Annotated in this window: 23 protein-coding genes and 1 riboswitch; of the genes, 16 read left to right on the forward strand and 7 right to left on the reverse strand. The window is 43.9% G+C overall.

Translation table 11 applies throughout. From position 1 onward, the window contains the following. The first annotated feature begins 97 nt into the window (after positions 1–97). Together ACWNM1_RS08020 and ACWNM1_RS08025 are read left to right on the forward strand one after the other, a co-directional pair. The gene (locus tag ACWNM1_RS08020) at positions 98–733 is read left to right on the forward strand and encodes a rhomboid family intramembrane serine protease (RefSeq protein WP_339246907.1); all 636 of its coding nucleotides are present in this window, start codon (positions 98–100) and stop codon (positions 731–733) included. Positions 734–737: 4 nt separating this feature from the next. Next, positions 738–1,652 carry a LysR family transcriptional regulator gene (locus tag ACWNM1_RS08025; protein ID WP_042186843.1) on the forward strand — a complete coding sequence of 305 codons (915 nt, stop codon included), beginning with the start codon at positions 738–740 and terminating at the stop codon, positions 1,650–1,652. 34 nt (positions 1,653–1,686) lie between these two features. Here the strand turns inward: ACWNM1_RS08025 and ACWNM1_RS08030 are convergent, their stop codons facing one another. Together ACWNM1_RS08030 and ACWNM1_RS08035 are read right to left on the reverse strand one after the other, a co-directional pair. Then, on the reverse strand, positions 1,687–2,358 hold the full coding sequence (locus ACWNM1_RS08030) for a zinc metallopeptidase (RefSeq protein WP_042186846.1): 672 nt from the start codon (positions 2,356–2,358) through the stop codon (positions 1,687–1,689). Between the two features lie 35 nt (positions 2,359–2,393). Beyond that, a complete protein-coding gene (locus tag ACWNM1_RS08035; protein ID WP_042186848.1) occupies positions 2,394–2,828 on the reverse strand; it encodes a MerR family transcriptional regulator in 435 nt (144 codons plus the stop codon). A 545-nt stretch (positions 2,829–3,373) separates the two neighbouring features. On the opposite strand from ACWNM1_RS08035, the gene ACWNM1_RS08040 reads away from it, so the two are divergent. From ACWNM1_RS08040 to ACWNM1_RS08050, 3 genes are read left to right on the forward strand one after another with little or no spacing between them, the layout of a single operon-like run. After that, positions 3,374–4,768 carry an ammonium transporter gene (locus tag ACWNM1_RS08040; RefSeq protein ID WP_449600582.1) on the forward strand — a complete coding sequence of 465 codons (1,395 nt, stop codon included), beginning with the start codon at positions 3,374–3,376 and terminating at the stop codon, positions 4,766–4,768. Positions 4,769–4,808: 40 nt separating this feature from the next. Further along, on the forward strand, positions 4,809–5,882 hold the full coding sequence (locus ACWNM1_RS08045; protein WP_449600601.1) for a DUF294 nucleotidyltransferase-like domain-containing protein: 1,074 nt from the start codon (positions 4,809–4,811) through the stop codon (positions 5,880–5,882). Continuing rightward, positions 5,879–6,628 (forward strand): exonuclease domain-containing protein, encoded by a 750-nt coding sequence (locus tag ACWNM1_RS08050; protein ID WP_042186851.1) that lies wholly within the window; start codon positions 5,879–5,881, stop codon positions 6,626–6,628. The genes ACWNM1_RS08045 and ACWNM1_RS08050 overlap by 4 nt, the downstream gene beginning before the upstream one ends. Here the strand turns inward: ACWNM1_RS08050 and ACWNM1_RS08055 are convergent. Next, on the reverse strand, positions 6,610–7,092 hold the full coding sequence (locus ACWNM1_RS08055; RefSeq protein WP_449600583.1) for a Mov34/MPN/PAD-1 family protein: 483 nt from the start codon (positions 7,090–7,092) through the stop codon (positions 6,610–6,612). The two genes, ACWNM1_RS08050 and ACWNM1_RS08055, sit on opposite strands and share 19 nt — an antisense overlap. A 149-nt stretch (positions 7,093–7,241) precedes the next feature. On the opposite strand from ACWNM1_RS08055, the gene ACWNM1_RS08060 reads away from it, so the two are divergent. Beyond that, positions 7,242–7,805 carry a TlpA family protein disulfide reductase gene (locus ACWNM1_RS08060; RefSeq protein WP_449600584.1) on the forward strand — a complete coding sequence of 188 codons (564 nt, stop codon included), beginning with the start codon at positions 7,242–7,244 and terminating at the stop codon, positions 7,803–7,805. Positions 7,806–7,901: 96 nt separating this feature from the next. Here ACWNM1_RS08060 and cimA read toward each other — a convergent pair whose 3' ends face one another. Then, positions 7,902–9,521: a citramalate synthase gene (gene cimA / locus ACWNM1_RS08065; protein WP_449600585.1), complete on the reverse strand. Its 1,620-nt coding sequence runs from the start codon at positions 9,519–9,521 to the stop codon at positions 7,902–7,904. 179 nt (positions 9,522–9,700) lie between these two features. Here cimA and ACWNM1_RS08070 point away from each other — a divergent pair, with 179 nt between their 5' ends. From ACWNM1_RS08070 to ACWNM1_RS08080, 3 genes are all read left to right on the forward strand, one after another. Beyond that, positions 9,701–11,032, forward strand: a complete 1,332-nt coding sequence (locus tag ACWNM1_RS08070) for a DNA polymerase IV (protein WP_449600586.1) — start codon at positions 9,701–9,703, stop codon at positions 11,030–11,032. Positions 11,033–11,182: 150 nt separating this feature from the next. Further along, positions 11,183–11,425: a ferredoxin gene (locus ACWNM1_RS08075; protein ID WP_042186857.1), complete on the forward strand. Its 243-nt coding sequence runs from the start codon at positions 11,183–11,185 to the stop codon at positions 11,423–11,425. A 135-nt stretch (positions 11,426–11,560) separates the two neighbouring features. Beyond that, positions 11,561–12,994 (forward strand): L,D-transpeptidase, encoded by a 1,434-nt coding sequence (locus tag ACWNM1_RS08080; RefSeq protein ID WP_449600587.1) that lies wholly within the window; start codon positions 11,561–11,563, stop codon positions 12,992–12,994. On the opposite strand, the gene ACWNM1_RS08085 is transcribed toward ACWNM1_RS08080, so the two are convergent. Continuing rightward, the gene (locus ACWNM1_RS08085) at positions 12,991–13,128 is read right to left on the reverse strand and encodes a hypothetical protein (RefSeq protein ID WP_167348489.1); all 138 of its coding nucleotides are present in this window, start codon (positions 13,126–13,128) and stop codon (positions 12,991–12,993) included. The genes ACWNM1_RS08080 and ACWNM1_RS08085 overlap by 4 nt on opposite strands. Positions 13,129–13,339: 211 nt before the next feature. Between ACWNM1_RS08085 and ACWNM1_RS08090 the strand changes: the two genes are divergently transcribed. From ACWNM1_RS08090 to ACWNM1_RS08115, 6 genes are all read left to right on the forward strand, one after another. Continuing rightward, the gene (locus tag ACWNM1_RS08090; RefSeq protein ID WP_234535533.1) at positions 13,340–14,434 is read left to right on the forward strand and encodes a quinone-dependent dihydroorotate dehydrogenase; all 1,095 of its coding nucleotides are present in this window, start codon (positions 13,340–13,342) and stop codon (positions 14,432–14,434) included. A 30-nt stretch (positions 14,435–14,464) separates the two neighbouring features. Next, positions 14,465–15,277: a GTP pyrophosphokinase gene (locus ACWNM1_RS08095; protein WP_042126350.1), complete on the forward strand. Its 813-nt coding sequence runs from the start codon at positions 14,465–14,467 to the stop codon at positions 15,275–15,277. After that, positions 15,267–15,719, forward strand: a complete 453-nt coding sequence (locus ACWNM1_RS08100; protein WP_449600588.1) for a DUF309 domain-containing protein — start codon at positions 15,267–15,269, stop codon at positions 15,717–15,719. Before ACWNM1_RS08095 ends, ACWNM1_RS08100 begins: the two co-directional genes overlap by 11 nt. Positions 15,720–15,821: 102 nt before the next feature. Further along, positions 15,822–17,348, forward strand: coding sequence for an RsmB/NOP family class I SAM-dependent RNA methyltransferase (locus tag ACWNM1_RS08105; protein WP_449600589.1), 1,527 nt, complete (start codon positions 15,822–15,824; stop codon positions 17,346–17,348). 2 nt (positions 17,349–17,350) lie between these two features. After that, positions 17,351–18,115 (forward strand): pseudouridine synthase, encoded by a 765-nt coding sequence (locus ACWNM1_RS08110; RefSeq protein ID WP_449600590.1) that lies wholly within the window; start codon positions 17,351–17,353, stop codon positions 18,113–18,115. A 31-nt stretch (positions 18,116–18,146) separates the two neighbouring features. After that, positions 18,147–18,947, forward strand: coding sequence for a Cof-type HAD-IIB family hydrolase (locus ACWNM1_RS08115; protein ID WP_449600591.1), 801 nt, complete (start codon positions 18,147–18,149; stop codon positions 18,945–18,947). A gap of 152 nt (positions 18,948–19,099) precedes the next feature. Here the strand turns inward: ACWNM1_RS08115 and ACWNM1_RS08120 are convergent, their stop codons facing one another. Both ACWNM1_RS08120 and ACWNM1_RS08125 read right to left on the reverse strand, forming a co-directional pair. Continuing rightward, positions 19,100–20,713 carry a DUF4179 domain-containing protein gene (locus ACWNM1_RS08120; RefSeq protein ID WP_449600592.1) on the reverse strand — a complete coding sequence of 538 codons (1,614 nt, stop codon included), beginning with the start codon at positions 20,711–20,713 and terminating at the stop codon, positions 19,100–19,102. Positions 20,714–20,765: 52 nt separating this feature from the next. Continuing rightward, positions 20,766–21,215 carry an RNA polymerase sigma factor gene (locus ACWNM1_RS08125; protein ID WP_449600593.1) on the reverse strand — a complete coding sequence of 150 codons (450 nt, stop codon included), beginning with the start codon at positions 21,213–21,215 and terminating at the stop codon, positions 20,766–20,768. A gap of 203 nt (positions 21,216–21,418) precedes the next feature. Beyond that, positions 21,419–21,511, forward strand: a riboswitch (cyclic di-GMP riboswitch). Between the two features lie 117 nt (positions 21,512–21,628). Between ACWNM1_RS08125 and ACWNM1_RS08130 the strand changes: the two genes are divergently transcribed. After that, the gene (locus ACWNM1_RS08130) at positions 21,629–22,477 is read left to right on the forward strand and encodes a DUF6612 family protein (RefSeq protein ID WP_042186872.1); all 849 of its coding nucleotides are present in this window, start codon (positions 21,629–21,631) and stop codon (positions 22,475–22,477) included. Positions 22,478–22,520: the final 43 nt, after the last annotated feature.

Genomic DNA, 22,520 nt, shown 5'->3' on the forward strand with positions numbered 1-22,520 from the left:
AATTGTAATATTGGCTCTTACTGCCACAATAAATTATAATCTTATTTACAGGGAGATGTCCAACAGAGCAAGATATAAATGTAAAGGGATGGGTGTAATGATATTTATTCGGTATGAAAATTGGAAAAGTTATCTCCGGTATTACCCGGTAACATGTCTTCTCATTGTAGCTAATGTGATTATGTTTATGCTCATGGCGTTCAATGGTGGATCCACCAATATACAAACACTTGTTGATTTTGGTGCTATAGTTGATGTTAGCCCGTATAAAGAGGAACTGTGGCGTTATGTGGCGGCTATTTTTTTACATAATGGGTTTTCCCATCTATTCTTTAATAGCTTCGCTCTACTGGTATTTGCACCGCCTCTGGAGCGACTGCTTGGCTGGTGGCGATATGCAATTCTTTATGTGGTAGGTGGAGTTCTTGCAAATTTTCTAACGATTGCAATCAGCAGTCGCTCAGTATTAGAGGTAGGTACGGTCTCGGTAGGTGCTTCTGGAGCAATCTACGCCGTCTATGGCGCATTTTTATACATTGCTGTTATTCAACGGGCGATGATGGACGAAGGCTCGCGAAAGACGTTATACGGTTTGCTTGTAATCGGGATCATTATGTCGTTTGCAACACCAAATGTGAATTGGGTTGCGCATATCGGAGGCTTGGTTTCTGGCTTTTTCCTATATGGACTTATTATTCGTATATTTAAAAAAAGCCTAAGACAGGGGCGATGATGGAGTGGAGCTAAGACAGCTGCAATATTTTCTAAAGGTAGCCCAAAAAGAACATGTAACAAGAGCGGCGGAGGAACTTCATGTAGCGCAGTCTGCGGTAAGCCGTCAGATTCATCAATTGGAGCAAGAGCTTGGGGTTGACTTGTTCATGCAAAAAGGGCGTAATTTGCAGCTTACGCCGGTTGGACAGCTCTTTTGCAAGCGGGTGGATAGTATTCTTAAGGAATTGGAACATTCGGTAAATGAAGTGCATGAATTTCTAGATCCGGAACGTGGAGAGATTCGTATAGGGTTTCCTCACAGTCTTGGAACGCATCTTATCCCGACTATCGTTGCAGAATTCCGCCAGCACTATCCCCATGTTAAGTTTCGCTTTAAGCAGGGCTCTTACCCTTCGCTGATAAAGGACGTATTATCTGGAGAGGTGGATTTAACATTTATTTCGCCTTTTCCGGAAAATGATGAGCATGTCTCTGGAGATATTGTTATGACTGAAGAGTTATTTGCAATACTTCCTCAGAATCATCAGCTGGCAGGAGAATCTGAGATCAGACTGGAACAGCTTCAAAATGAAAAGTTTGTTCTATTCAGTCAAGGTTATTCTTTGAGACCGATTGTTTGGCAAGCGTGCTTGCAGGCGGGATTTCAACCACAGATTGCATTCGAAGGCGGGGAGACTGATACCATACGTGGTTTAGTGGCGGCAGGGATGGGTGTAAGCCTTCTGCCGGAGATGGCGTTCTATCAGACGAATCCTCTCCAGCCAGCTCAAGTAAGGGTTGTGGAGCCTGCTGTGACGAGGACGGTTGGTTTGATTTACCGAACAGATAGTAAGTTGCCGCTGGTTGCACGTTCGTTTCGGACTTTTTTGATATCCTATTTTAAAGCGAGGCAAAATAATACCCCGGTTGGCTCTTAGCCTTCCGGGGTTTCTTTTTGTGTTGTATTGTGTATTAGTCGCGGTTACCTAAAAAGACGGTAATTAAACGAAGCAGTTCGAGTAAGGAGACTAGCGCGGCGGCAACGTACGTTAATGCAGCTGCGTTTAGGACTTTGGCTACTCCGCGTTCCTCTTCGTTACGAATGTAGCCTTGCTCTACCATGACTTGACGTGCCCGGTTGCTGGCATTGAACTCAACTGGGAGTGTCACAAGCTGGAAGGCAACAGCGGCCGAGAAGAAAATGATACCAAGGCCTACAAGATTAAAGTAACCGAATATAAACCCTGCCATAAGCATGAATGGTGCTATACCTGATGCAAAATTAACTACTGGGAACATCCGGTGACGTAGTGTTAACATAGGATAACTTACTTTATGCTGAATGGCGTGACCCACTTCGTGACAAGCGACTGAGACTGCTGCGATAGAACTCTCATAATAAACAGGCTCTGATAAGCGTACAACTCTGTGAATCGGATCATAGTGGTCAGAAAGCGTACCTCTTACAGGCTCAATCGGAACATCGTGAAGTCCATTTGCGTCGAGCATACGTCTAGCTGCTTCATATCCTGTCAGACCGTTTAAGTTGGCCACCTTAGACCATTTGCTGAATGTCCCTTTAACTCTGAACTGGGCCCATAATGAAAAAATAAAAGCGATAATTACTAATAGATACATTCCCATAGCTGCATTCCTCCACTGTATTGTAAATATGGTATTTACATTGGCGGTCCTTGCGTAAGCAATAGAAGCCGAATCGCCTCCATGCAGGCCACTCCTTGTGGGAGTAAGTTAGAGAGCGCGCGTCTGGCCTGTCCCGGCTTCAGACCGCTTATAATGGGTTCAAGTGCCTTTACTTCACGTTCTAGTCGTTGCATATGCTGTTCAAGCTCGACTAATTTATCAGATACGTCAGTTTCAGGAGTAGCCTCGCTCCATTTGCTCATCATGGATTTGATTTCTTCCAATGAATACTTGTCATGCTTTAATTGATTAATACGTTCTAAGTCGACCAAGGTTTCATGACTGTAAAGTCGGTAATTTTTGGTGCTTCTTGACTCTGGGGAGATTAACCCCAATTTCGTGTAATAATCAATGGTGCGCTCACTGATGTGAGCAGCCTTTGCTAATTCTCCAATTCGATATAGAATCATATCCCCATGCTACCTCGCCTCACTAATCGAATTCGACTGTCCATAAGGATAGTCGTCTCCTATATTGGTGGTTTCTATTATGCTATCTGTAATGATAACAAACTGGAAACCATACAGTCAAACGTCATACTTTCATAAAGTATATGCATTAAAGAGAGGTTAATTCATGAAATGAAATGCGTTGTTTATATACAATACACTCAAACTCCATGTGATATCAAATTTGAACCGATTATGCTCATTAATAAATCCTAACTATAAACATGACATTTAATGTTATGTTTATTGGAGAGTCAATAAGGGGAATTCGATAAAAAAATAATATTAGAGCGGATCTTCATGTATTTATTTCAATGAATTCATAGCTGTATGGGCCTAAAATACTGAGATAGTCCAAGTGTACTATGGAGAATTTGTGAGTTTAGTGAAAATAAAATAAAAACATTCCCAAAAATAGTCTTGTCAATTTACCTGACTTCTGATTATAATGACATTAAGAGTTTCACGCTTTGTTAGAAAATATAACATTGGGGAGTGGGGTAAAAATGAAAAAGAAATGGTTGATGATGTTACTGGCCATGATTACGCTGATGGTTTATCCGGTAAGTGCTTTTGCGGCTGACGGTCCAACAAATGCAGATTTGCAGGTCGGATTGGATACCACGTTTACCTTCCTGGCATTCATCTTAGTTTTCTTTATGCAAGCAGGGTTCGCGATGCTTGAAGCAGGATCAGTTAGAATGAAGAATGCAGGTCACGTAGCCGGTAAGACGGTACTGACACTAGCCATTGCGAGTGTATGTTTCTGGGCCGTTGGCTTTGGACTTGGCTTCGGTAACGGTAACGGCTTCTTCGGTACTACAGGCTTCTTGTATGGCGGAGATTCAACAGCATCTTCATTTGAATCACTTGCATTTTCTGATGTTACTTTAAATGTTAAATTCTTGTTCCAAATGGCGTTTGCAGCAGTTTCCTTAGCTATCGTATCTGGAGGCATGGCAGAACGTGCAAAGATCAGTGTGTACATTATATTCGGAATTTTATTCTCAATCGTAATTTATCCTGTCGTAGCACACTGGGTATGGGGCGGCGGCTGGTTGGCTGAGCTGGGAATGCAAGATTATGCAGGTTCCACGGTTGTCCATCTTACAGGTGCCACTGCAGCGGTAGTAGCAACCATATTGCTTAAGCCACGACTTGGTAAGTTTAATAAAGAAGGTAAACCTGTTATTATTCCAGGTCATAACCAAGTATTTACTGTACTCGGTGTGATTATCCTCTGGTTTGGTTGGTTCGGATTTAATCCAGGTAGTGCTTTGTCCCCAATGGGAGGTTTCTTTGGTCACGTAGCATTAACAACGAATATCGCAGCAGCAGCAGGCGGTTTGGCGGCATTAATTGCTTCTTGGTTGTATTTTGGTAAATCTGATATTCCAGCAATGCTGAATGGTGTTCTAGCTGCATTGGTTGCGATCACTGGTGCATGTGCTTACGTTGAACCATGGGCAGCAATCATTATTGGTTTAGTAGCGGGTGCGTTCACATTCATGACTTCCCAATGGCTGGAACGTGCAGGACTTGATGATCCAATCTATGCTTTCTCGGTACATGGTATTGCGGGAATGTGGGGCGCGGTTTCCACGGGTCTATTCGCTGCACCGGATCTTATTACTAAAGGTGCTTTGGTAGGGGAAGCCGGATTGTTCTACGGTGGAGGTTTCCACCAGCTGGGTGTTCAAGTGCTTGGGGTAGTAGGAACATTTGCTTTCGTAGCCGTGCTTTCATTCATTATCTTATATGTAATGAAGGTAACAACAGGACTTCGTGTTACGGAAGAAGAAGAATTGATGGGTCTGGATATCAGTGAGCATGGTACTTACGGATACCCTGAACAAATGAAATTAATTGCAGAATCGGAATCCAAAACCCTTAAACAATAATATTAATTCTGAGAATAGGGAGGCGGACCGTGTGGCTTCGATGGAGTTAACAGACGTGTATGATGAAGAAAACTTTAGGACCATCGTTTTAGCCGGTTCGCCACAGGAACTTAGGGAGAGGCGAATTGCCTGCCAAAGTATTCTACTGGAACAGTTGAATGTAATTCCGATTGAGGAATGGATGTTTCGTGTGAATACAATGCATGATCTTATTGCAGAGACCGCTGTACTAATATGTGAGGCGCAGATGAAAGAGGCGGGCTATGGCCCGCCTCCCTGTGCTTATTCCTTTATTGTGTTTGGCAGTAGTGGAAGGCAGGAAGCTACACTGTGGAGCGATCAGGATAATGGTTTGATCGTTGAGGGTGAACCGGATGGGGAGAAGAATAGATACTTTGAATTTTTTGGAATGATGTTGTCCGATCTGCTTGAAGAAGTGGGATATGAGAAATGTGCAGGCAAGGTAATGTGCTCCCAAGGGACGTGGAGGAAGACGTTATCGGAATGGAAGGAGCAGCTGAAGGAATGGAGAACCCAGTTGGAATGGGAGCCAATTCGGTATCTTATCATTTCTTCAGATATGCGCCATGTTGCGGGAAGTACGGAGTTATCAGCATTGTGGCAAGAGGCTTTCTATGAGGGTTTTATTGACAATGAGGAGTTGTCTGTGGCTGTTCTTCGCAATACTGTCCGCCATAAAGCGACTTTAAATCTGCTGGGACAGGTGTTAACAGAGCGCTTTGGGGATTATGCAGGTGGATTTGACATTAAGTATGGAGTCTATATCCCGGTAGTGAACATTGTTAGACGCTTATCGTTATTGCATCATATTAGAGCTAGCTCGACCTTAGAGCGAATTGAAGAGCTTGAAAGACTTCACAAATATCAACATCTGGATGATATTCGGCGGGCTTTCTTGTTGGCGATGCGGATGCGAGTGAACACGCCATTTAGTGTCCAGAATGGTTTGTTAATCAGCAGTGATTATATTGCTGAGAGTGAACTGAAGAATAAGCAGCTATTGTCTGAGCTGCGTGAAAGTCTGCTGCTTGTTAGACGTCTTCATCGGGCGTTGCAGCGTCAGCTCCGCTCAGCGGAAAGGTGGCGAACATGAGGGAGCCAAGCAAGAATGGAGGATTCTGGAACAACCTGAGACAAGGTGGAATGCCGTCGGCAATCGCTTCGATGAGAGGGGGAGAAACTGCTCATCAGACTGCGCAGCAAATGGCCTATATCCGATCTCTCATGCGTGAGAAGCGTCGTCCTGAGGTGCTTCGTACTCCGCTGTCTGAACTGGAGACGGTTATATTTGATTTAGAGACGACGGGATTTTCTCATCAGCATGGAGATGAAATTATGTCGTTTGGTGCTATTAAGGTGGTTGGAGAGGAAATTAAGGAAGATGAATGCTTTTACACCTTGGTGAATTGTCAGACGGCAATTCCAGAAGATATTACGAGGTTAACAGGGATAACGGAAGAGATGACTGGGTCCGCCCCTTCCTTAATTGATGGCCTTCATAATTTCATGTCCTTTGTGGGGCAAAATGTGCTAGTGGCACATGCAAGCTCGCATGATAAAGCTTTTCTCAATGCCGCGCTATGGAGAACTTCTAAAGTTCAGCTTACGCACCGGGTGCTGGACACGATGATGCTTGCACGTTGGCTCGAGCCGCAGCGAAATAACTATACGCTCGATGAACTGTTATTTGTCCATGAAATTCCGATTCATGGACGTCACAATGCATTAGAGGATGCCAAAATGACAGCCCGGCTGTGGGTGGCTTATCTTCGCGAAATTTCGGAGCGGGGCCAAGTAGATACCTTAGGTGATTTATATGCTTATTTAAGTAGAACGTGAAGCGGAGCTTGAGATAGTTCAGGGAAAGGGAAAGATGCTCCTTGTTCATTTGAATACCGCTCAATATAAAAACCGTTCAGAAATGGAGAACAGCCATCTTCAGTTCTGGGAGAACCAATAAGGTAGACCTTAAATTCAGGTCCTAGTGCTGCTAATCCTTTATAATCGGCAACCGAAGGTACAGGTTCTGAATTTGGGTGGGAATGAAATAAACCGATGAGTGTCGGCTCATTGTAAAGAACATGAATCCACTCTTCAGGGTGGGGAATAAATGTGTGCAGCGGGTCTGGCGCTACGTTGCGCATAGGTACGTAAGTATCGATGAGCATGCCACCCGCTGCGGCAGCACCCAGCAGGACACCGCATGCTTCATGCGGGTAACTGGACAGCAAGTGCTTCCCCAGTGCTTGCTGTACGGAATATTTCAGTCTTATAGGCTGGACATTTCCCTGTAATGCTGCCATTTGTTCACCCCTCTCTCTTCATTAGGGTTTCGTCGCTGACGAAACCCTCTTTTTATTTTCTTTTTGTCTAAAAAATGGATGGTTTGAAATTGAAGTTAATGAGGGTACAATAGTAGAAAACTATTCCATTCGAAAAGGAACAGATCCCTATGAAAGCAGTAAATAAATTGAATATCACGATAGTGATTCTTATTGTATGTGTAGCTGTGTTTGCGGTGTGGCATAATCGTGAGCCGAAGGCTACCGCTGTTTTTGGACAACAAGATGAGCCGCCAATGAAAATAGGACCTAAGGCTGGACTGCTCGCTCCCTCATTTTCACTCCAAGGAACGGATGGGACTACATATGTAGTTGATGGGCCGCGAGAGAAGGCAGTCCTCGTTAATTTCTGGGCTTCATGGTGTGATCCCTGCAAGGAGGAAGCTCCGGAGCTTAACGCCATGGCCACTAAGTATAAGGATGTTCTAGATATTTACGGTATTAATGTGAGTAGTCAGGATTATAAACCCAATGCAGAACGTTTTATTAAGAAATACGGTATTGTGTTCCCGGTTATGTTTGATGTGAAAGATGAGGTGTACAGCAAATATAACGGGGCAGTATTTCCTACCAACGTGCTTATTGACAAGAATGGAGTAATCTCAGAGATTATTCTGGGCATTCTTAGTCCGGAAGAGCTGGAGAAAAAAATTATCAAGCTTACCGAATCATAAAGGATCTACACCAAAGAATTATAAAAGGCCCCCTTCATTACAGTTAAACTGTTGAAGGGGGTTCTTCGTCATATGAATGCTTATGAAAGGTATGAATTAATGATTTACCAGGCCTCTAGGTTCAGTGCTTCCAGACTGTTCATTTTCCAGCGAAAGTTGATTCAGAAGTGCGTAGCGCATACTGTCAACAAGCGCTTCCCAGCTGGCTTCAATAACGTTACTGGAGACGCCTACCGTACTCCAAGTGTCTGTGAAGTTCTTGGATTCAATCAATACCCGTACTTTCGCAGCAGTCTGATCCTGTTCATCTATAACACGGACTTTATAGTCGGATAGATGCATTTCCTTCAATTGCGGGAAGTAGGTTTGCAGCGCTTTACGAAGAGCGTTGTCGAGTGCATTGACTGGACCGTTACCTTCAGCAGCGGTATAAAGGTTCTCATTGCCAACCTTCAGTTTAACGAAGGCTTCAGATACAACTGGATGCTCTGCGGTTTTTTCGACTAACATTTTGAAGGATTCAAAGGTAAAGGTTTCGTTCATCTCGCCAGTAGCCTCCCGAAGTAACAGCTCCAGCGAGGCATCGGCACCTTCGAATTGATACCCCTGATGCTCCATCGATTTGATCTTCTCGATCACCCGGCGAGCTTGCTCGCTGCTTGGATCCAAATTCAAACCCATATCTTGCGCCTTGGAGAGCACATTGCTCTGTCCAGCCAGTTCAGAGACCAGCACACGTTGTTTATTCCCGACAAGCTCAGGAGCGATGTGCTCATAGGTCCGTGAATCACGCATGATAGCGGAGACATGGATTCCACCTTTGTGTGCGAAAGCTGCATTTCCGACATAAGGTTGATTTACAGGCAGATTAACATTGGCAACTTCACTAATATAGCGTGCTGTGTTCGTAAGCTGCGGTAAAGAATCACCAGGAATACAGTGGTATCCCATTTTGAGCTGAAGGGTAGGGATGATGGAACATAGGTTGGCATTGCCGCATCGTTCTCCGTAACCATTAATGGTACCTTGAACTTGCCGTGCTCCAGCACCGATGGCGCTAAGTGTATTAGCTACCGCCAGCTCACAGTCATTGTGAGTGTGAATTCCGAGATTTGCTCCAGGTAACTGCCCAGCCAGAGCGGTAACAATCTCATGAATTTCAAAAGGCAATGTTCCACCATTGGTATCGCACATTACAAGCCAATCTGCTCCGGCTTCCCGGGCTTTGGACAGAACGGCTGTTGCATATTCAGGATTGTTCTTGTATCCATCAAAGAAATGCTCGGCATCAAAAATCACTTCAAGGCCTTTGCGTTTCAAGTAGGATATGGAGTCGCCAATCATGGCGAGATTCTCCTCAAGCGTAGTCTGTAATGCTGTGTGTACATGGAAATCCCAAGATTTTCCGACGAGTGTGGCAGCAGGAACTCCTGCATCAATCATACGTTTTAAATTGTCATCGTTTTCGGCCAAGGAATTCTTCCGCCGTGTGCTGCCGAACGCTGTGATTTTGGCGTTCAGATGAAGTTCCTTGACTCTTTTAAAAAATTCAATGTCTTTATTGTTGCTTCCCGGGATGCCACCTTCAATATAGTGCACACCCAGATCATCGAGCTTCTTGGCAATCTTCAGCTTGTCGTCAGCCGACAGACTGATGCCTTCACCTTGGGTGCCGTCGCGTAATGTAGTATCGAAGATGGAGATGGACTTAGACATGAGTGTCCTCCTAAAAGTTTTGTAAGCTTCGTCTTCCGGATTCACTTCGTGCAAAACTCACATCGGAAGCATTGGCAAGGGAAATGAATTTATACATTATAGCATTTTTACGCGGGAATGTAACAAAGAACTTTACAGCCTCTTAAGTTGACCTAACCGCAGCGGAGAGGTATTCTAAATTGGACAATAGAGACCCTGAGGATAAGAAGGTAGATATTGTGCAGAATGTTGATCAGTATTATCCAACGAGTGGCAGGGTTATCCTGCATGTGGATATGAATGCTTTTTATTGCTCGGTACATGAGGCAGAGGATCCTGACCAATTCAGAGGTAAGGCTACTGCGGTTGCGGGTAGCGTTGAATTACGGAAAGGGATTATTGTTACTTGTTCGTATGTCGCCCGCAGATTGGGGATCTCGACGGGTATGCAGGTTCAGAAGGCGCTTCGTATTTGTCCATCGCTTATCGTTATTAAGCCGGACTTCCATTTATACCGCAAATATTCTAATGCGTTTATGCAGATTGCTTATAGCTATACACCATTACTGGAAGCAGTATCGATAGATGAATGTTACTTAGATATAACTGGCTCCAGGCAATTCGGTACGCCTATGGAAATTGCGGAAACTATTCAGCGCCGTATAATGGAAGAATTGGGCTTGCCATGCTCCATTGGTATTGCTCCAAATAAGCTCCTGGCGAAGATGGCTTCGGATTTAAAAAAGCCAAATGGTATTTCGGTGCTGCGGCTGCGGGATGTACCTAAGATTTTATGGGATAAGCCATGTAATGAAATGTTCGGTATCGGTGGAAAAACGGCAGAGAAGCTCCGTAAGCTGGGAATTTACAGCATTGGTCAATTAGCGGCGTCTGATGAGAAAATGCTGGTTGAGAATTTTGGAGTTATGGGCTCATGGCTAAAGCGTGCAGGGAACGGCATCGATCATGGGATAGTAAATCCTGAGCGAGAGCAAAGTAAGTCGATCGGACACACCACTACACTGCCGCGGGATGTTATTGGCCTTGCTGAGGTACGCCCCATTTTGCTGAATCTAAGTGATCAGGTAGCGCGGCGCTTGCGAAAGCAAGGGCTTGTGGCTTCAGGTGTGCAGCTTACCATTCGGACACCGGATATGAAAACCATTACTCGTTCGCGGCAGCTTGAGGTGCCTTCAGAGAGTGGAGAAGATATCTACAAGTCTGTCTGTGATCTTTATGTTCGGCATTGGAATGGTGAGAAGCCAGTTCGACTGCTTGGTGTGACCTTGCATGGATTGATCGCTAAAGAGGATTCTGCAATTCAGCTGGATTTGTTCGATTACGAACAGCAGCCTAAGAAAGAGTCACTGACCAAGGCTATGGATATGCTTCGCAATAAGTTTGGTGAAAATGCAGTTTTGACCGCTGGGATGTTAAGTGACACCCATTCTGCAAGGCTCCGTAATCATAAGGAACGAGGCACCTCACTGCAAAAGGATAATCTGTTGTCTGTTGAGTCAGATAAAGATTGATAAAACGTGTCGAAATTGATACTATAGAATGCGTCAGAAATGCAAACGTATTGAAAATCAATTGAAATTGTATTCTTTTTATATTAATATGAGAAAAATAAGACGCTGGTTCAACAGCGCAGCATTGCTTAACGGGAGGCAGAGAAAAAAATGGCTAAGTACACTTGGGTCGAAAAAGACACTTGTATCGCTTGTGGTGCATGTGGCGCAACGGCTCCTGATATTTTTGATTACGATGATGAAGGTTTGGCAGAAGTTATTTACGAAAATGACAGAAACTGCGGTGTGACAGCGATTCCGGACGATTTGTTTGATGATCTCCAAGATTCCTGTGATGGTTGCCCAACCGACTCCATTAAAATTGCGGACGAACCTTTTAACAAAGAAGGTTAATTACTCGATAAAGAGTAACGTGCGACACCAGATAAAGACATCTTCTGCGAACATTTTGTTCGGCTAGGGATGTCTTTTTTGCTATGTCTGACCGATATTAATAAAGGTAGGAATTATAAACTCTCGGAGGTTCCGATGAAGAACTCACAGCACCTCAAAGCATATGTACAGATGCACCCAGATAACAAAATGGCATGGTACTTGCTGGGGAAGGAATACAATAAGAACGGTCAACATGGAAAAGCTAACTATTGCTTCAATCAGGCTGGTGAAGTGTATGAGGCATTCGAGCACAGTAAGGTACCTGCTGAAATGCTGCGCGAATACGAAGATGGATTGCTGCAAGCGAGTCGCCAGCGTGAGCGCGGCCAACAAAGATTGAGATACATATCACTGGCGTTAATGTTTCTTATACTGTTAATGGTACCTTCAGCAGTGGCTCCGGGTATTGGTGTTACAGGAGAACAAGAAGTCCTTCAAGACACGGCAGCTTCAGAAGCCAAAGATCTGCCAGATCCAAAAGACTCCGTCCAAGAGCCTGTTGTTGAGGCGAAAAAAGTGATGTATACAGCGCAAGAGAATGCAGCTGCGGCTTCGCAAGGGAAGTTAATGGCGAAAATGCTAATGCGAAAAGAACCTTTTGAAGCTGCTGCGTTAGGGATGGAGCGAGAGGGAAAGTGGCTGTTCTGGAAAGAGAAGCTTCCGCTAAATTTCACACTGCAAAAGAATGGAAAGGGACGGATGGTGTATCAGTCTTATGATCCTAAGGCATGTGCATGTGAGCCGCCAGAGCAAGGGCAACTCGCCAAGGATGGAGTTGAATGGCAGGGTGACCAAGAGGAACTTGCCACACTATGGAGTGCAATCCAGGCTTATCAAGATGCTAAAGGGAAGCTTCCAGATACATTAGCGGATTTGACGGGATCTTTTCCTGAGAACTGGATAGGTGGGACGACAACCGTCATGAAGCGGGAATTCAGCCCTCTTAAAGCGGTGGCTAAGAACAAGATGGCACCGGGAACAGAAGACATAGCGGAGCCTTCAAGCTCATCTAACGATGGTGTGAGGCGTATACCGACAGCATTAAGTGTGAGTGGAAGTGTTACGAGTGACGTTCCTTTTTTTGATCAGCCGCTAAGGGTCGTTGTGGATAAACAAAATCACCGATTGGCGGTAGTCAGCGGTTCTATTATTCTACGAAACTATGCGGTAGGACTTGGCGGAGATAAGACACCGGAGGGCAACTTCGTGATTACAGATAAAGTAGTCAATCCAAATGGTCGAGATGATGGGGATTTCGGTAGCAGAGGGCTTCAGCTTTCGGACAGTAATTATGCTATTCACGGTACGAATGAGCCTGACAGTGTTGGTAAGGATGAATCCCTTGGATGTATTCGAATGGGCCGAGAAGATGTAGAGGAGCTCTTCGCGCTGATTCCTAAAGGTACAATAGTAGTGATTAGTAGAGGGGTTCTGCCTGAAAAGCAGCTTGTGCCGGCTAAACGCTTCAGCTCTACTGCTAAGCATGATCAGACCAACCCCCACAAAGTATACCACTGGCTGAATTAGTTTCCTGCAACGATAAACAGAACGATGATTAGAAGAATTAGTAAAGTTAAACTGACGCCGATCCACATTAGCGCTTTACGGTTAACTTCTTCTTTCTTTTGCTGCAAAGTTGGTGGTTTACGTTTAGTAGACATACTGGGCATACCTTCTTTCTCTCTTAATCGCTGATTACACCTATATTGTAATGCGTTTACAAGAAAATTACTATACTCTGCGTTATGTACTCAACATACTCGGACTGTAAAATACTTTTCTTTTGTTCAAGAAAAGGCTAAAATTAAGAAGAAACCTACAGAAACGGGTAGACACGTGGATTTGTGAAGTACCCCTTAAGGAGCGAGAACGGTGTTGTATCGTAATTTTGGTAAACCAATTTTTTTCAAGATTGATCCCGAGAAGGCTCACCATCTCGTCATAGGTGGATTGGATAAATCGTCATCAGTGCCGGGTGGAAGCGCGGCGCTACGTTTAATGTACGGAGTTCCTGAAACGGCGGATTTAGCGGTTGATCTGTTCGGAACGCATTTCCCGACACCAGTTGGACTTGCTGCAGGTTTAGATAAAAATGCCGAAGCCGTAGTCGGATTCTCTTCGATCGGGTTTGGATTTATGGAAGTGGGCACGGTTACCCCTAAGGGTCAACCGGGTAATGATAGCCCTCGTTTGTTCCGTCTTCCTTCGGATGAAGCGCTGATTAATCGAATGGGCTTCAATAATGAAGGGGCTGATGCTATGGCACAGCGTCTGAAGAAATTAAAGAATCGGAGAATTCCAATAGCAGTTAATATTGGACGGAATAAGATAACTAGTAATGAAGCGGCTCATGAAGACTATCGTCAGTGCATCCGTACGCTTTATCCGTACGGTGATTTTTTTGTGGTCAATATCAGCTCGCCGAACACACCCGGTCTGCGCAGTCTCCAGCATGGCAGTGAATTGTCGTTCCTGCTAGCTCAGGTGAAGGAAGAAATGGAGATTCAGCGTAAAGCTACCGGTATTACCAGAAGCTTGTTGGTTAAGATAGCACCAGACGTAAGTGACACGGAGCTGGAGTATATGGTTCAGACGCTGACAGAAACTGGTATGGATGGTATTATTGCTACGAATACTACATTGAACCGTGATGGACTTAGTCATGAAAAGGCTAATGAGACGGGGGGCTTAAGCGGCAAGCCGCTACGCGACCGCTCAACGGAGATCATTCGCAGTATTTATCGCCAGACGGAAGGGAAAATGCCGATTATAGGATCAGGCGGTATTTTCACCAGTCAGGATGCGTATGACAAGATAAGAGCAGGTGCAAGTCTGGTCGAAATTTATACAGCTCTTATCTACGAAGGACCGGAGATTAACCGCAAATTGCATGCCGGATTACGGCAGCTTTTACGGCGGGATGGATTCAGTCATATCTCTGAAGCAGTGGGCGCTGATCATCACTGAAGGAGACGAAAGGACAGGAGGACGAAGGCGATGGACGGCAGGGACTGGGGAACTTTTTTACTTCCATATGAACAGACTGTGGAAGAATTGAAAGTTAAATTCAAAACAATGCGTTCGGAGTTGAAGAAAAGAGAGGAATACACGCCAATAGAATTCGTAACGGGGCGTGTAAAGCGGCTGTCAAGCATTCTGGAAAAGGCTAAACGGCTGAATGTGAAGATGGAAGATCTGGAGACGGGGATTGAAGACATTGCAGGAATTCGGATCATGTGCCAATTCGTGGAGGATATCCGCAGAGTGGCCGAATATATCCGGGCCCGTAAGGATCTTGAAGTACTCTATGAGAAGGATTACATCACTAATTATAAAGAGAGCGGCTACCGCAGCTTCCATATGATTATTAAATATCCTGTGCAAACAGCGCTTGGCCAGAAAATTGTGCTCGCGGAGATCCAAATTCGTACGTTAGCTATGAATTTCTGGGCTACCATAGAGCATTCCCTGAACTATAAATATCGGGAGAGTCTACCCGATGAAATGCGTGTTCGACTAAAGACGGCAGCTGAAGCAGCATCGATCCTCGACAGTGAAATGTCCAGTATTCGGGAAGAGATTCTGGAAGCGCAGAAGACATTCGAGGAAAACTCGAATATGACCACTCAGATTCTCAAGGCCATTCATCAATTGTATTTCTATCACTTGGTGAATGAGGCTATAGATACGCAGGCTCGCTTTAACGAAATATGGCAGGTTCAGGATATGGAAGCGATGAAGGAACTTCTAGATCATGTGCGGGGACTTCTTTCCGCAGCTAAAAAGGATAGTTTGCCGGATGGCTTATGAACCATTGTACTTGGAATACCTAGTGTACTTTAATCGTGACAGGGATTATTTCGAATGTCACGAGGTACTCGAAGAACTGTGGCTTGCCCAGGAACGAGATCCTTTGTACAAAGCGCTTCTTCAAGTAGCGGTAGGGTTATACCATTTTCGTAATCAGAATGTGCGCGGTGCAGCTATTATGCTGAGTGGTGCTTCTGCCAAACTGGAAGAATATCCAGCAGCGACACTCGGCATCAATCTGGCGAAACTCGTGGAGGAAGTGAAAGATTATGTTCGGCGCTTAGCATCATATGATGAGCGGCCATTTTCTTATTACGATCTGACCATAGAGATTGTTGATCCGAGTCTAGCGGACCAAGTGGAGAATGCAACTGTAGCTATCACACCGAATAACCCTCAACGACGTGGTCCTCAGAGACCGACATCCTTTCATCGTAAGTAAAAGATCCTCTATATATGAGTATTGTATAAGGGACACCCGTAGGGGTGTTCCTTGAATCTTTAAACACCTAAATTTTTGCAATACTATCAGGAGGACGGCATCATGGCGGCACAATTGCCCAGTTCTTTCAGCGAGCGTATGATGGACATGCTGGGAACAGATTATAATCAATTTGCGGATTCTTATAAGGAAACCCCATACGGAGGCGTCCGTGTTAACACCTTGAAGATTTCCGTGGAGAGCTTAAAGGCTCTTTCTACTTTAGGACTGGAACCTATTCCTTGGTGTCCGACAGGATTTTATACAGAGAATGGGGCTAGACCTGGTAAACATCCTCACTACCACGCAGGTTTATATTACATTCAAGAGCCGAGTGCGATGGCACCTGTGGAATTGCTTAATATTGAACCAGGTGATCGTGTACTTGATTTATGTGCCGCCCCTGGGGGGAAATCTACACAGATTTCAGCCAAGCTGTTAGGTGAAGGATTGCTGGTTAGTAATGATCTTCATGCAGAACGGACTAAAGCTCTAGCCAAAAATCTGGAGCTGTATGGGGTTCGTAATGGTATTGTACTGAACGAAAGTCCAGATCATATCGCGGCTGCATTCCCGCTTTTTTTTGACAAGATCTTGATTGATGCTCCCTGCTCTGGTGAAGGGATGTTCCGTAAAGATGAAGACATGGTGAAGCAGTGGGATTCAGGTACACCTGCCAAATATGCTTCCATGCAGCGGGATATTTTACGTTCTGCTGCAACAGCATTGGCACCGGGAGGTACACTTGTCTATTCCACCTGTACCTTTGCTACAGAAGAAAATGAGGAAATTATAGCGGAGTTTATTTCTGAACATCCACAGTTCTCAGTGGTAACGGTAGGAGGTACAGGCTCATTCGCTCCTGGCTTCGGAGAACTCTCAGGTACAGCAAGACTGTGGCCGCATAAGGTGAAAGGCGAAGGACATTTCATGGCTGTATTGCAACATGGGGGAACTAAGCGCTCAATGGAGGAACGTGATCACTTAGAGGTCAAGTTAAACGAATCTGCAAGAGAAAGAACTACTACTCCAAAAAGTGCAGCACACGTTAAATTATCCAATAAATCAGAAGGAAGACGGGGGAAAGAAGGGAAACCCTCTCACAAACCTACTGGTGGCGCTGACCGTGGTCGGCAAGTTTCAGGTGACGAGCAAGCTTTGACTGCGTATGGAAATTTTGTGCGAGATCAGCTTGGTTGGGAACCGCAAGGATATCCGGTTCTGTTCGGTGACCATCTGTACATTTCTCCACTTCCTAAGGAAAGACTAAATGGATTAAAGACGATTCGTCCGGGATGGTATGTAGGACAAATCCGTAACGGAAGATTTATTCCAGGGCATCCAATGGCTACAGCTTTGCATCCGGAAGAAAGCTGCCGAAGTGTCTCACTCTCCAGTACGAATCATGAAGCTATTTCCTATCTTAAAGGAGAGACGTTGTCGATTTCTCAAGAACGTCTCTCTATTAGAATAGGAAGTGCCCAAAAGGGATACGTTCTGGTCTGCATTGATGGCTACAGCGCAGGCTGGGGTAAGTGGCAGGATGGCATACTCAAGAACGAATATCCCGCAGGCTGGAGGTGGATGTAACAATGAGCCAATCAGGTAAGCCCGCCAAAAAACAACGATTAGATAAAGTGTTGTCCCATATTGGAGTAGGTTCGCGCAGTGATATCCGTAAACAAGCTAAACAAGGCTTAATATTGGTGAATGGGACAGTGGTAAAAGATAGTGGGTACCATGTGGATCCTTATGCCGATAAAATAGAGGTAGGCGGAGAGGTAGTTACCTACCGTGAATTCATATATCTTATGATGAACAAACCCCCGGGTGTCCTGTCAGCTACGGAGGACAAGCGGGATCGGACAGTTTTAGATCTTTTAAAGCATGAGTATGCACAGTTTGAACCGTTTCCTGTAGGAAGGCTAGATAAGGATACTGTGGGACTGCTGCTGATCACTAATGATGGGAAGCTTGCCCATGAATTGCTGTCGCCACGTAAGCATGTCCCGAAAACGTACGAGGCAACCATCGAGGGCGATGTAGACGCGGATGATGTCGCGGCTTTTGCAGCAGGGGTGGAGTTGGAAGATGGCTACGTTACTTTACCTGCACATTTAACCATTCTTGGAAGAGAGCGCGGCAGCAAAGTGATTTCCCATATTTCACTTATCATCACTGAGGGGAAATTTCATCAGGTGAAGCGTATGTTTCAGGCGGTAGGCAAAAAAGTCACTTTTCTGAAACGTGTATCTATGGGAGAATTGAAGCTGGATGAAAGTCTGCCGCTTGGAGCTTGTCGGGAACTGACGTTAGAGGAACTGGCACTCTTAGGCGCAGAATCATCTCAAGGATAATATAGAAAAAGAAAGACAAGGATGGTGGAGTATGAGATACAAACTGATTGCACTAGATGTGGACGGTACGCTATTAAATGATGATCACCACTTAAGCTCTGAGAATAAGGAAGCTATTGCTGAGGTTACACGTCTTGGCGGTCAAATCGTATTGTGTACGGGACGCAGTCCACAGAACTCGATTCCTTTCATGGAGGAAATGGGGCTGACTGGTTACGTGCTTGGTCACAATGGAGCAGCGACGGTACGAGTGGAAGATCGAGAAGTGCTGCACCAATATGGTATGGATGCACGTGGTCTTGACCCCTATATTGACTATTGCCGTAAGTACAATATTCATTATGATGTGAATACTGCTTTTGATATGTATGTTGATAATGTAGAGAATCTGACTAAAGAAGCTAATTATATGTATGAGCACTTCCGTATTGTGCCAGCGACGCTACCAGCCTGGGAAGATTTCCGTGAACCGGTTGTTAAGTTTACTGTATTTACACAGCCAGAAATCCTTGATGAAGCTGAACGTGAATGGCGTACTTGGGCTCCTGAGTACAATATTTTGCGGAGTGGTGAATTTTTCGTTGATTTGATGCATCCCGAATCTTCTAAGGGCAACGCATTAAGAAATCTCGCTGTGAAGCTGGGAATTCCGCAAGAAGAAGTCCTCTCAATCGGTAATTATTTTAATGATATTTCTATTCTTACCTATGCGGGGATGGGCGTGGCGATGGATAATTCTCCTGTAGAGGTAAAAGCGGCTGCGAATGCTGTTACAGGTTCGAACAATGAGCATGGTGTGCGTGATGCGCTGGTTAAATATTGTTTATCCTAATAATGGAAAGCATAAAGCGGACTTGAGTCCGTTCTATGCTTTTTTTGTTATGAAGGAAATAAAAGAGATACATAACAGAATTGATTCTATCCAAAAATAACCCGCCCTTAAGATTAACAAGAAAGGGCGGGACAATAAATTAACTTCCTGTATTAAAGTTTTATTTCCTCGTTCCGGCTAGGATCGCTATATTTATAGATACCAGGGTTCAGTTCGATTTTTTCGTCGAAAGGAATATCTTTGTAGCTATCAATATTAGTTCCTGTAGATATCATGCCCTTAGGTGTAATTTCAGGCACCACTTCTTTGCCGTTAATCCGTAACGTAGTTTGGTTAACGCTTTTGAAGCCAGGAGATTTGGAAGATGATTCAACAATTAAATTTTCGCCCTCAGCATAGTACATGAATTCAATCTTTAATCCATCGACATCAATTGAAGTGAACTGTTTGTCTTCTTTAGGTTTGTTTATGGTGATCCAATTCTTAGTGGTATCACGTTTCTCAATCACAGCATCCTTTAATATAAGTTTCATTGGAACATCGGACCAGTCGTTATACCATTCCGGAGATTCGAACTGAAATAAATGCTGGTAGCTTTCGGAATGATCTCCTTTCAAATTCCAACCCCCAGTGATTGTTTTATCACCTATAACCAACTGAGCGGTATTATAGTGGACAATTCCTTTTTTTAGTGAATCATTTTCATCTATTAGAATTTGGATATCCAAAGGGGTAACCACTAGCTGATCCAAGGTTATACCGGTCTTTTCTTGAAATTCAGAACTGTTATACAGTTTCTTAGTGTAAATCGCCTCACTTGCTTTTTGTCCATCTGCTTTAAAATCGAACTTCCACGTACCTGAAAATCGTTTCGCTTCTTTAATGTAACCAAATTGAAGACTAGCTTCCTTCCAATCTGATTCAGTTATATTGAAAACCTGTTCAATAAATAAATCCGATCCTTCGTTAGGCATGATGGTAGGAATTGCCTCCTTCTCTTGACCACCAGTACTAACTACCAAATGTGGGTTACCCCGTCCTAAGTCAGATGGTGATGCAGCGACTTTGTAACGGATAATGGTTTGATTGGAAACATGTCGAACGGATTCGATTTGAATGCTTGGATATTGCTTAACTCCAGTATCGATTGTATCCCCTGCTTGATGATTAGATTGTAAGGGAATATTCTGATCACGGTAAAAAATGAGATTCCGTGCTTCAAACTTGTAGTCCTTTTTATCATCCTTTAATGTATCAGGTGTCTCATATACTCCAATGAGTTTCTGGCTTTCAGGATCGTATTCTAAATAACCGTATACCTTTGCCTTGGCACCTGATTCACTAGTCATGATGTTTTCCTCTGTAGCAAATCCAGTATATTGGGATAGATCAGATTTAGTATCAAGTGATAACAGCATTTTCATTTTTTCTCCGTCAGTTACAACACCGTTCAAATTCATTGTTACTCCTGAACTGGAAGCTTGAAGATTATACTGTTGACCGATGCCGTTATTTAATGCATTGTTCACACTCCGACCACCAATTTTATCCCAATTAATCGTCATACTAGCGAATACAGGAATGGCCACAAGAAAGAGGCAAGAGAAGACGATGCTGATTGGAACAACCTTTTTATTAGACCTAGGAGTATTCTGGGACGCATTCAGATTTCTTTGACGTTTATAGGCTTCTTGTTCTATGGCAGTCCACATCAAATCATAATCCGGTCGGGGAATATGTTTATCTTTTTCAATATACAGACTCATTACTACTCAGCTCCTTTAGTTGGGTTCCACCCATACTATTTAGTATTTTAAGTCACTTATTCAGTCTGGATTTTACAGTTCCTTCGGGTATGCTCATAACTTTAGAGATCTCGGGTACAGTCAATTCGTTGATAAAACGAAGGACTACTACCATTCTGATTTTGTCGGGAAGCTGACTGTATAACCCTTGTAATTCTTTTTTAGTTTCCTGTCGATCCAAACGTTTTTCTACAGGGTTTGATTCCTCAGACCTGGATAGTAAATAATTACGTACTTCTTTCATCCACCCCGTTTTACGCCTCTTAATCACACTGTTGCACTCATTCGAAGCAATTCTTAAAATCCAAGATTTCAAGTTTCTTACCCTAGACTTATCCGCTAAGATAACTTTTACAAATACCTCTTGGCAAATATCCTCCGCATCTGCCTGATTTTTCATTAAGTAGTAACAAAAATAATATACCTGTTCTTTATAGAGCTCGAAAATTTCTTGTTCACTCATTTTGCTGCACCCCCTGTCTTGCTGTTCTCATTAATAAGACTTATAAGCGTATGTAATCGTTCATTTTTCATTTTGATTATAGTATTTCTTCTGAGTATCATAGCGAATTTGAATGGAAGATAAGTCGTTTACAGGTAATTATAACCATGGTAAAATTAGCGGTGGGACAGGCGTCCGTAAGCTAATTAAAACTAATTGAATGTCCGCGTTAAAGGTAAAATCATCGAAAGATGATGACACAAAGCCATGGGTCTAAAGCCTTTTCTACAGAAGGAAATGATCGCCAGGCCGCCATAGGGATGTCTTATGAAGCATAAAGGATAGCTCTAAGAATATGTAATCAATTTTGAGCTCTTTTATTATTTCGACCTATACGGCGTTACATTATCGCAAGGGGCCGAAAGGGGAAGTACATGAACAGTTTTTTCAAAACAATAGGCACTAGTTTGGCAGTAGGTGCTTTATTGCTGTCCGGAACGATCGGATGGATGTCTAATCCTGAAGTCGTGTCTGCAGCTACCACAACAGCAGTAACCGCGGATCAAATGATTAGCAAAGTAACGGCAGCCTCTAAAGCAATAAAGAATTTTCACTTAGATGTGATCAAAAAACAGGATATTCAGAGCGGTGGGGTACGTATCAGCAACACTAACACACTGAAGCTGGATATTAATCGACTGCCGAATTTTGCTGCAGCTGGCACCGTTGATAGTAGTCTTTTAGAAACATCGTACAGTCTATATGCCAATGACAAGGAGTTTTACTATCTTGTAGACGGAAGTGAACTGATCGATGAATCTGAAGATGAAGGTTACGACGATGACGGTGAGCCAATCGATCCTGATGCGCAGTATTGGATTGGACTGGAGAAGATGGAGTGGGATTCTTTTTACTCCAAAGGTCAATACGATCCTGTTTCCATGCTTGATTCGGTAAAGAATTATAAAAAATCTATGAAAGTCAGCACTGCCGGTGCTCAGACCGTCCTGCAGTTCACGGTAACCGATCCGACAGCAGCTAAGGGAATAATCAAACTCTATGACCAGGAGAACCTCTGGGATGGTGAGACAGTTCAACCCAAAAGCGTAACGTGGAAATTATTCGTCAATACTAAGACCTGGCAGACGGAAAAGCTGACAGTCGATCTGAGTTATGTGCTGATAAGTGATGGAGAAAAGGATACATACAACACGAAAATCGAAGCTAAGTATTCCAAGAATAACAAAGGTACAACCATTGTTAAGCCCGCCGAACTAGAATAATAAGGTCGATTTCATATGGAGCAAAAAGCGCTGTTCAGTAGAA

Source organism: Paenibacillus sp. Marseille-Q9583 (genome assembly GCF_976954365.1).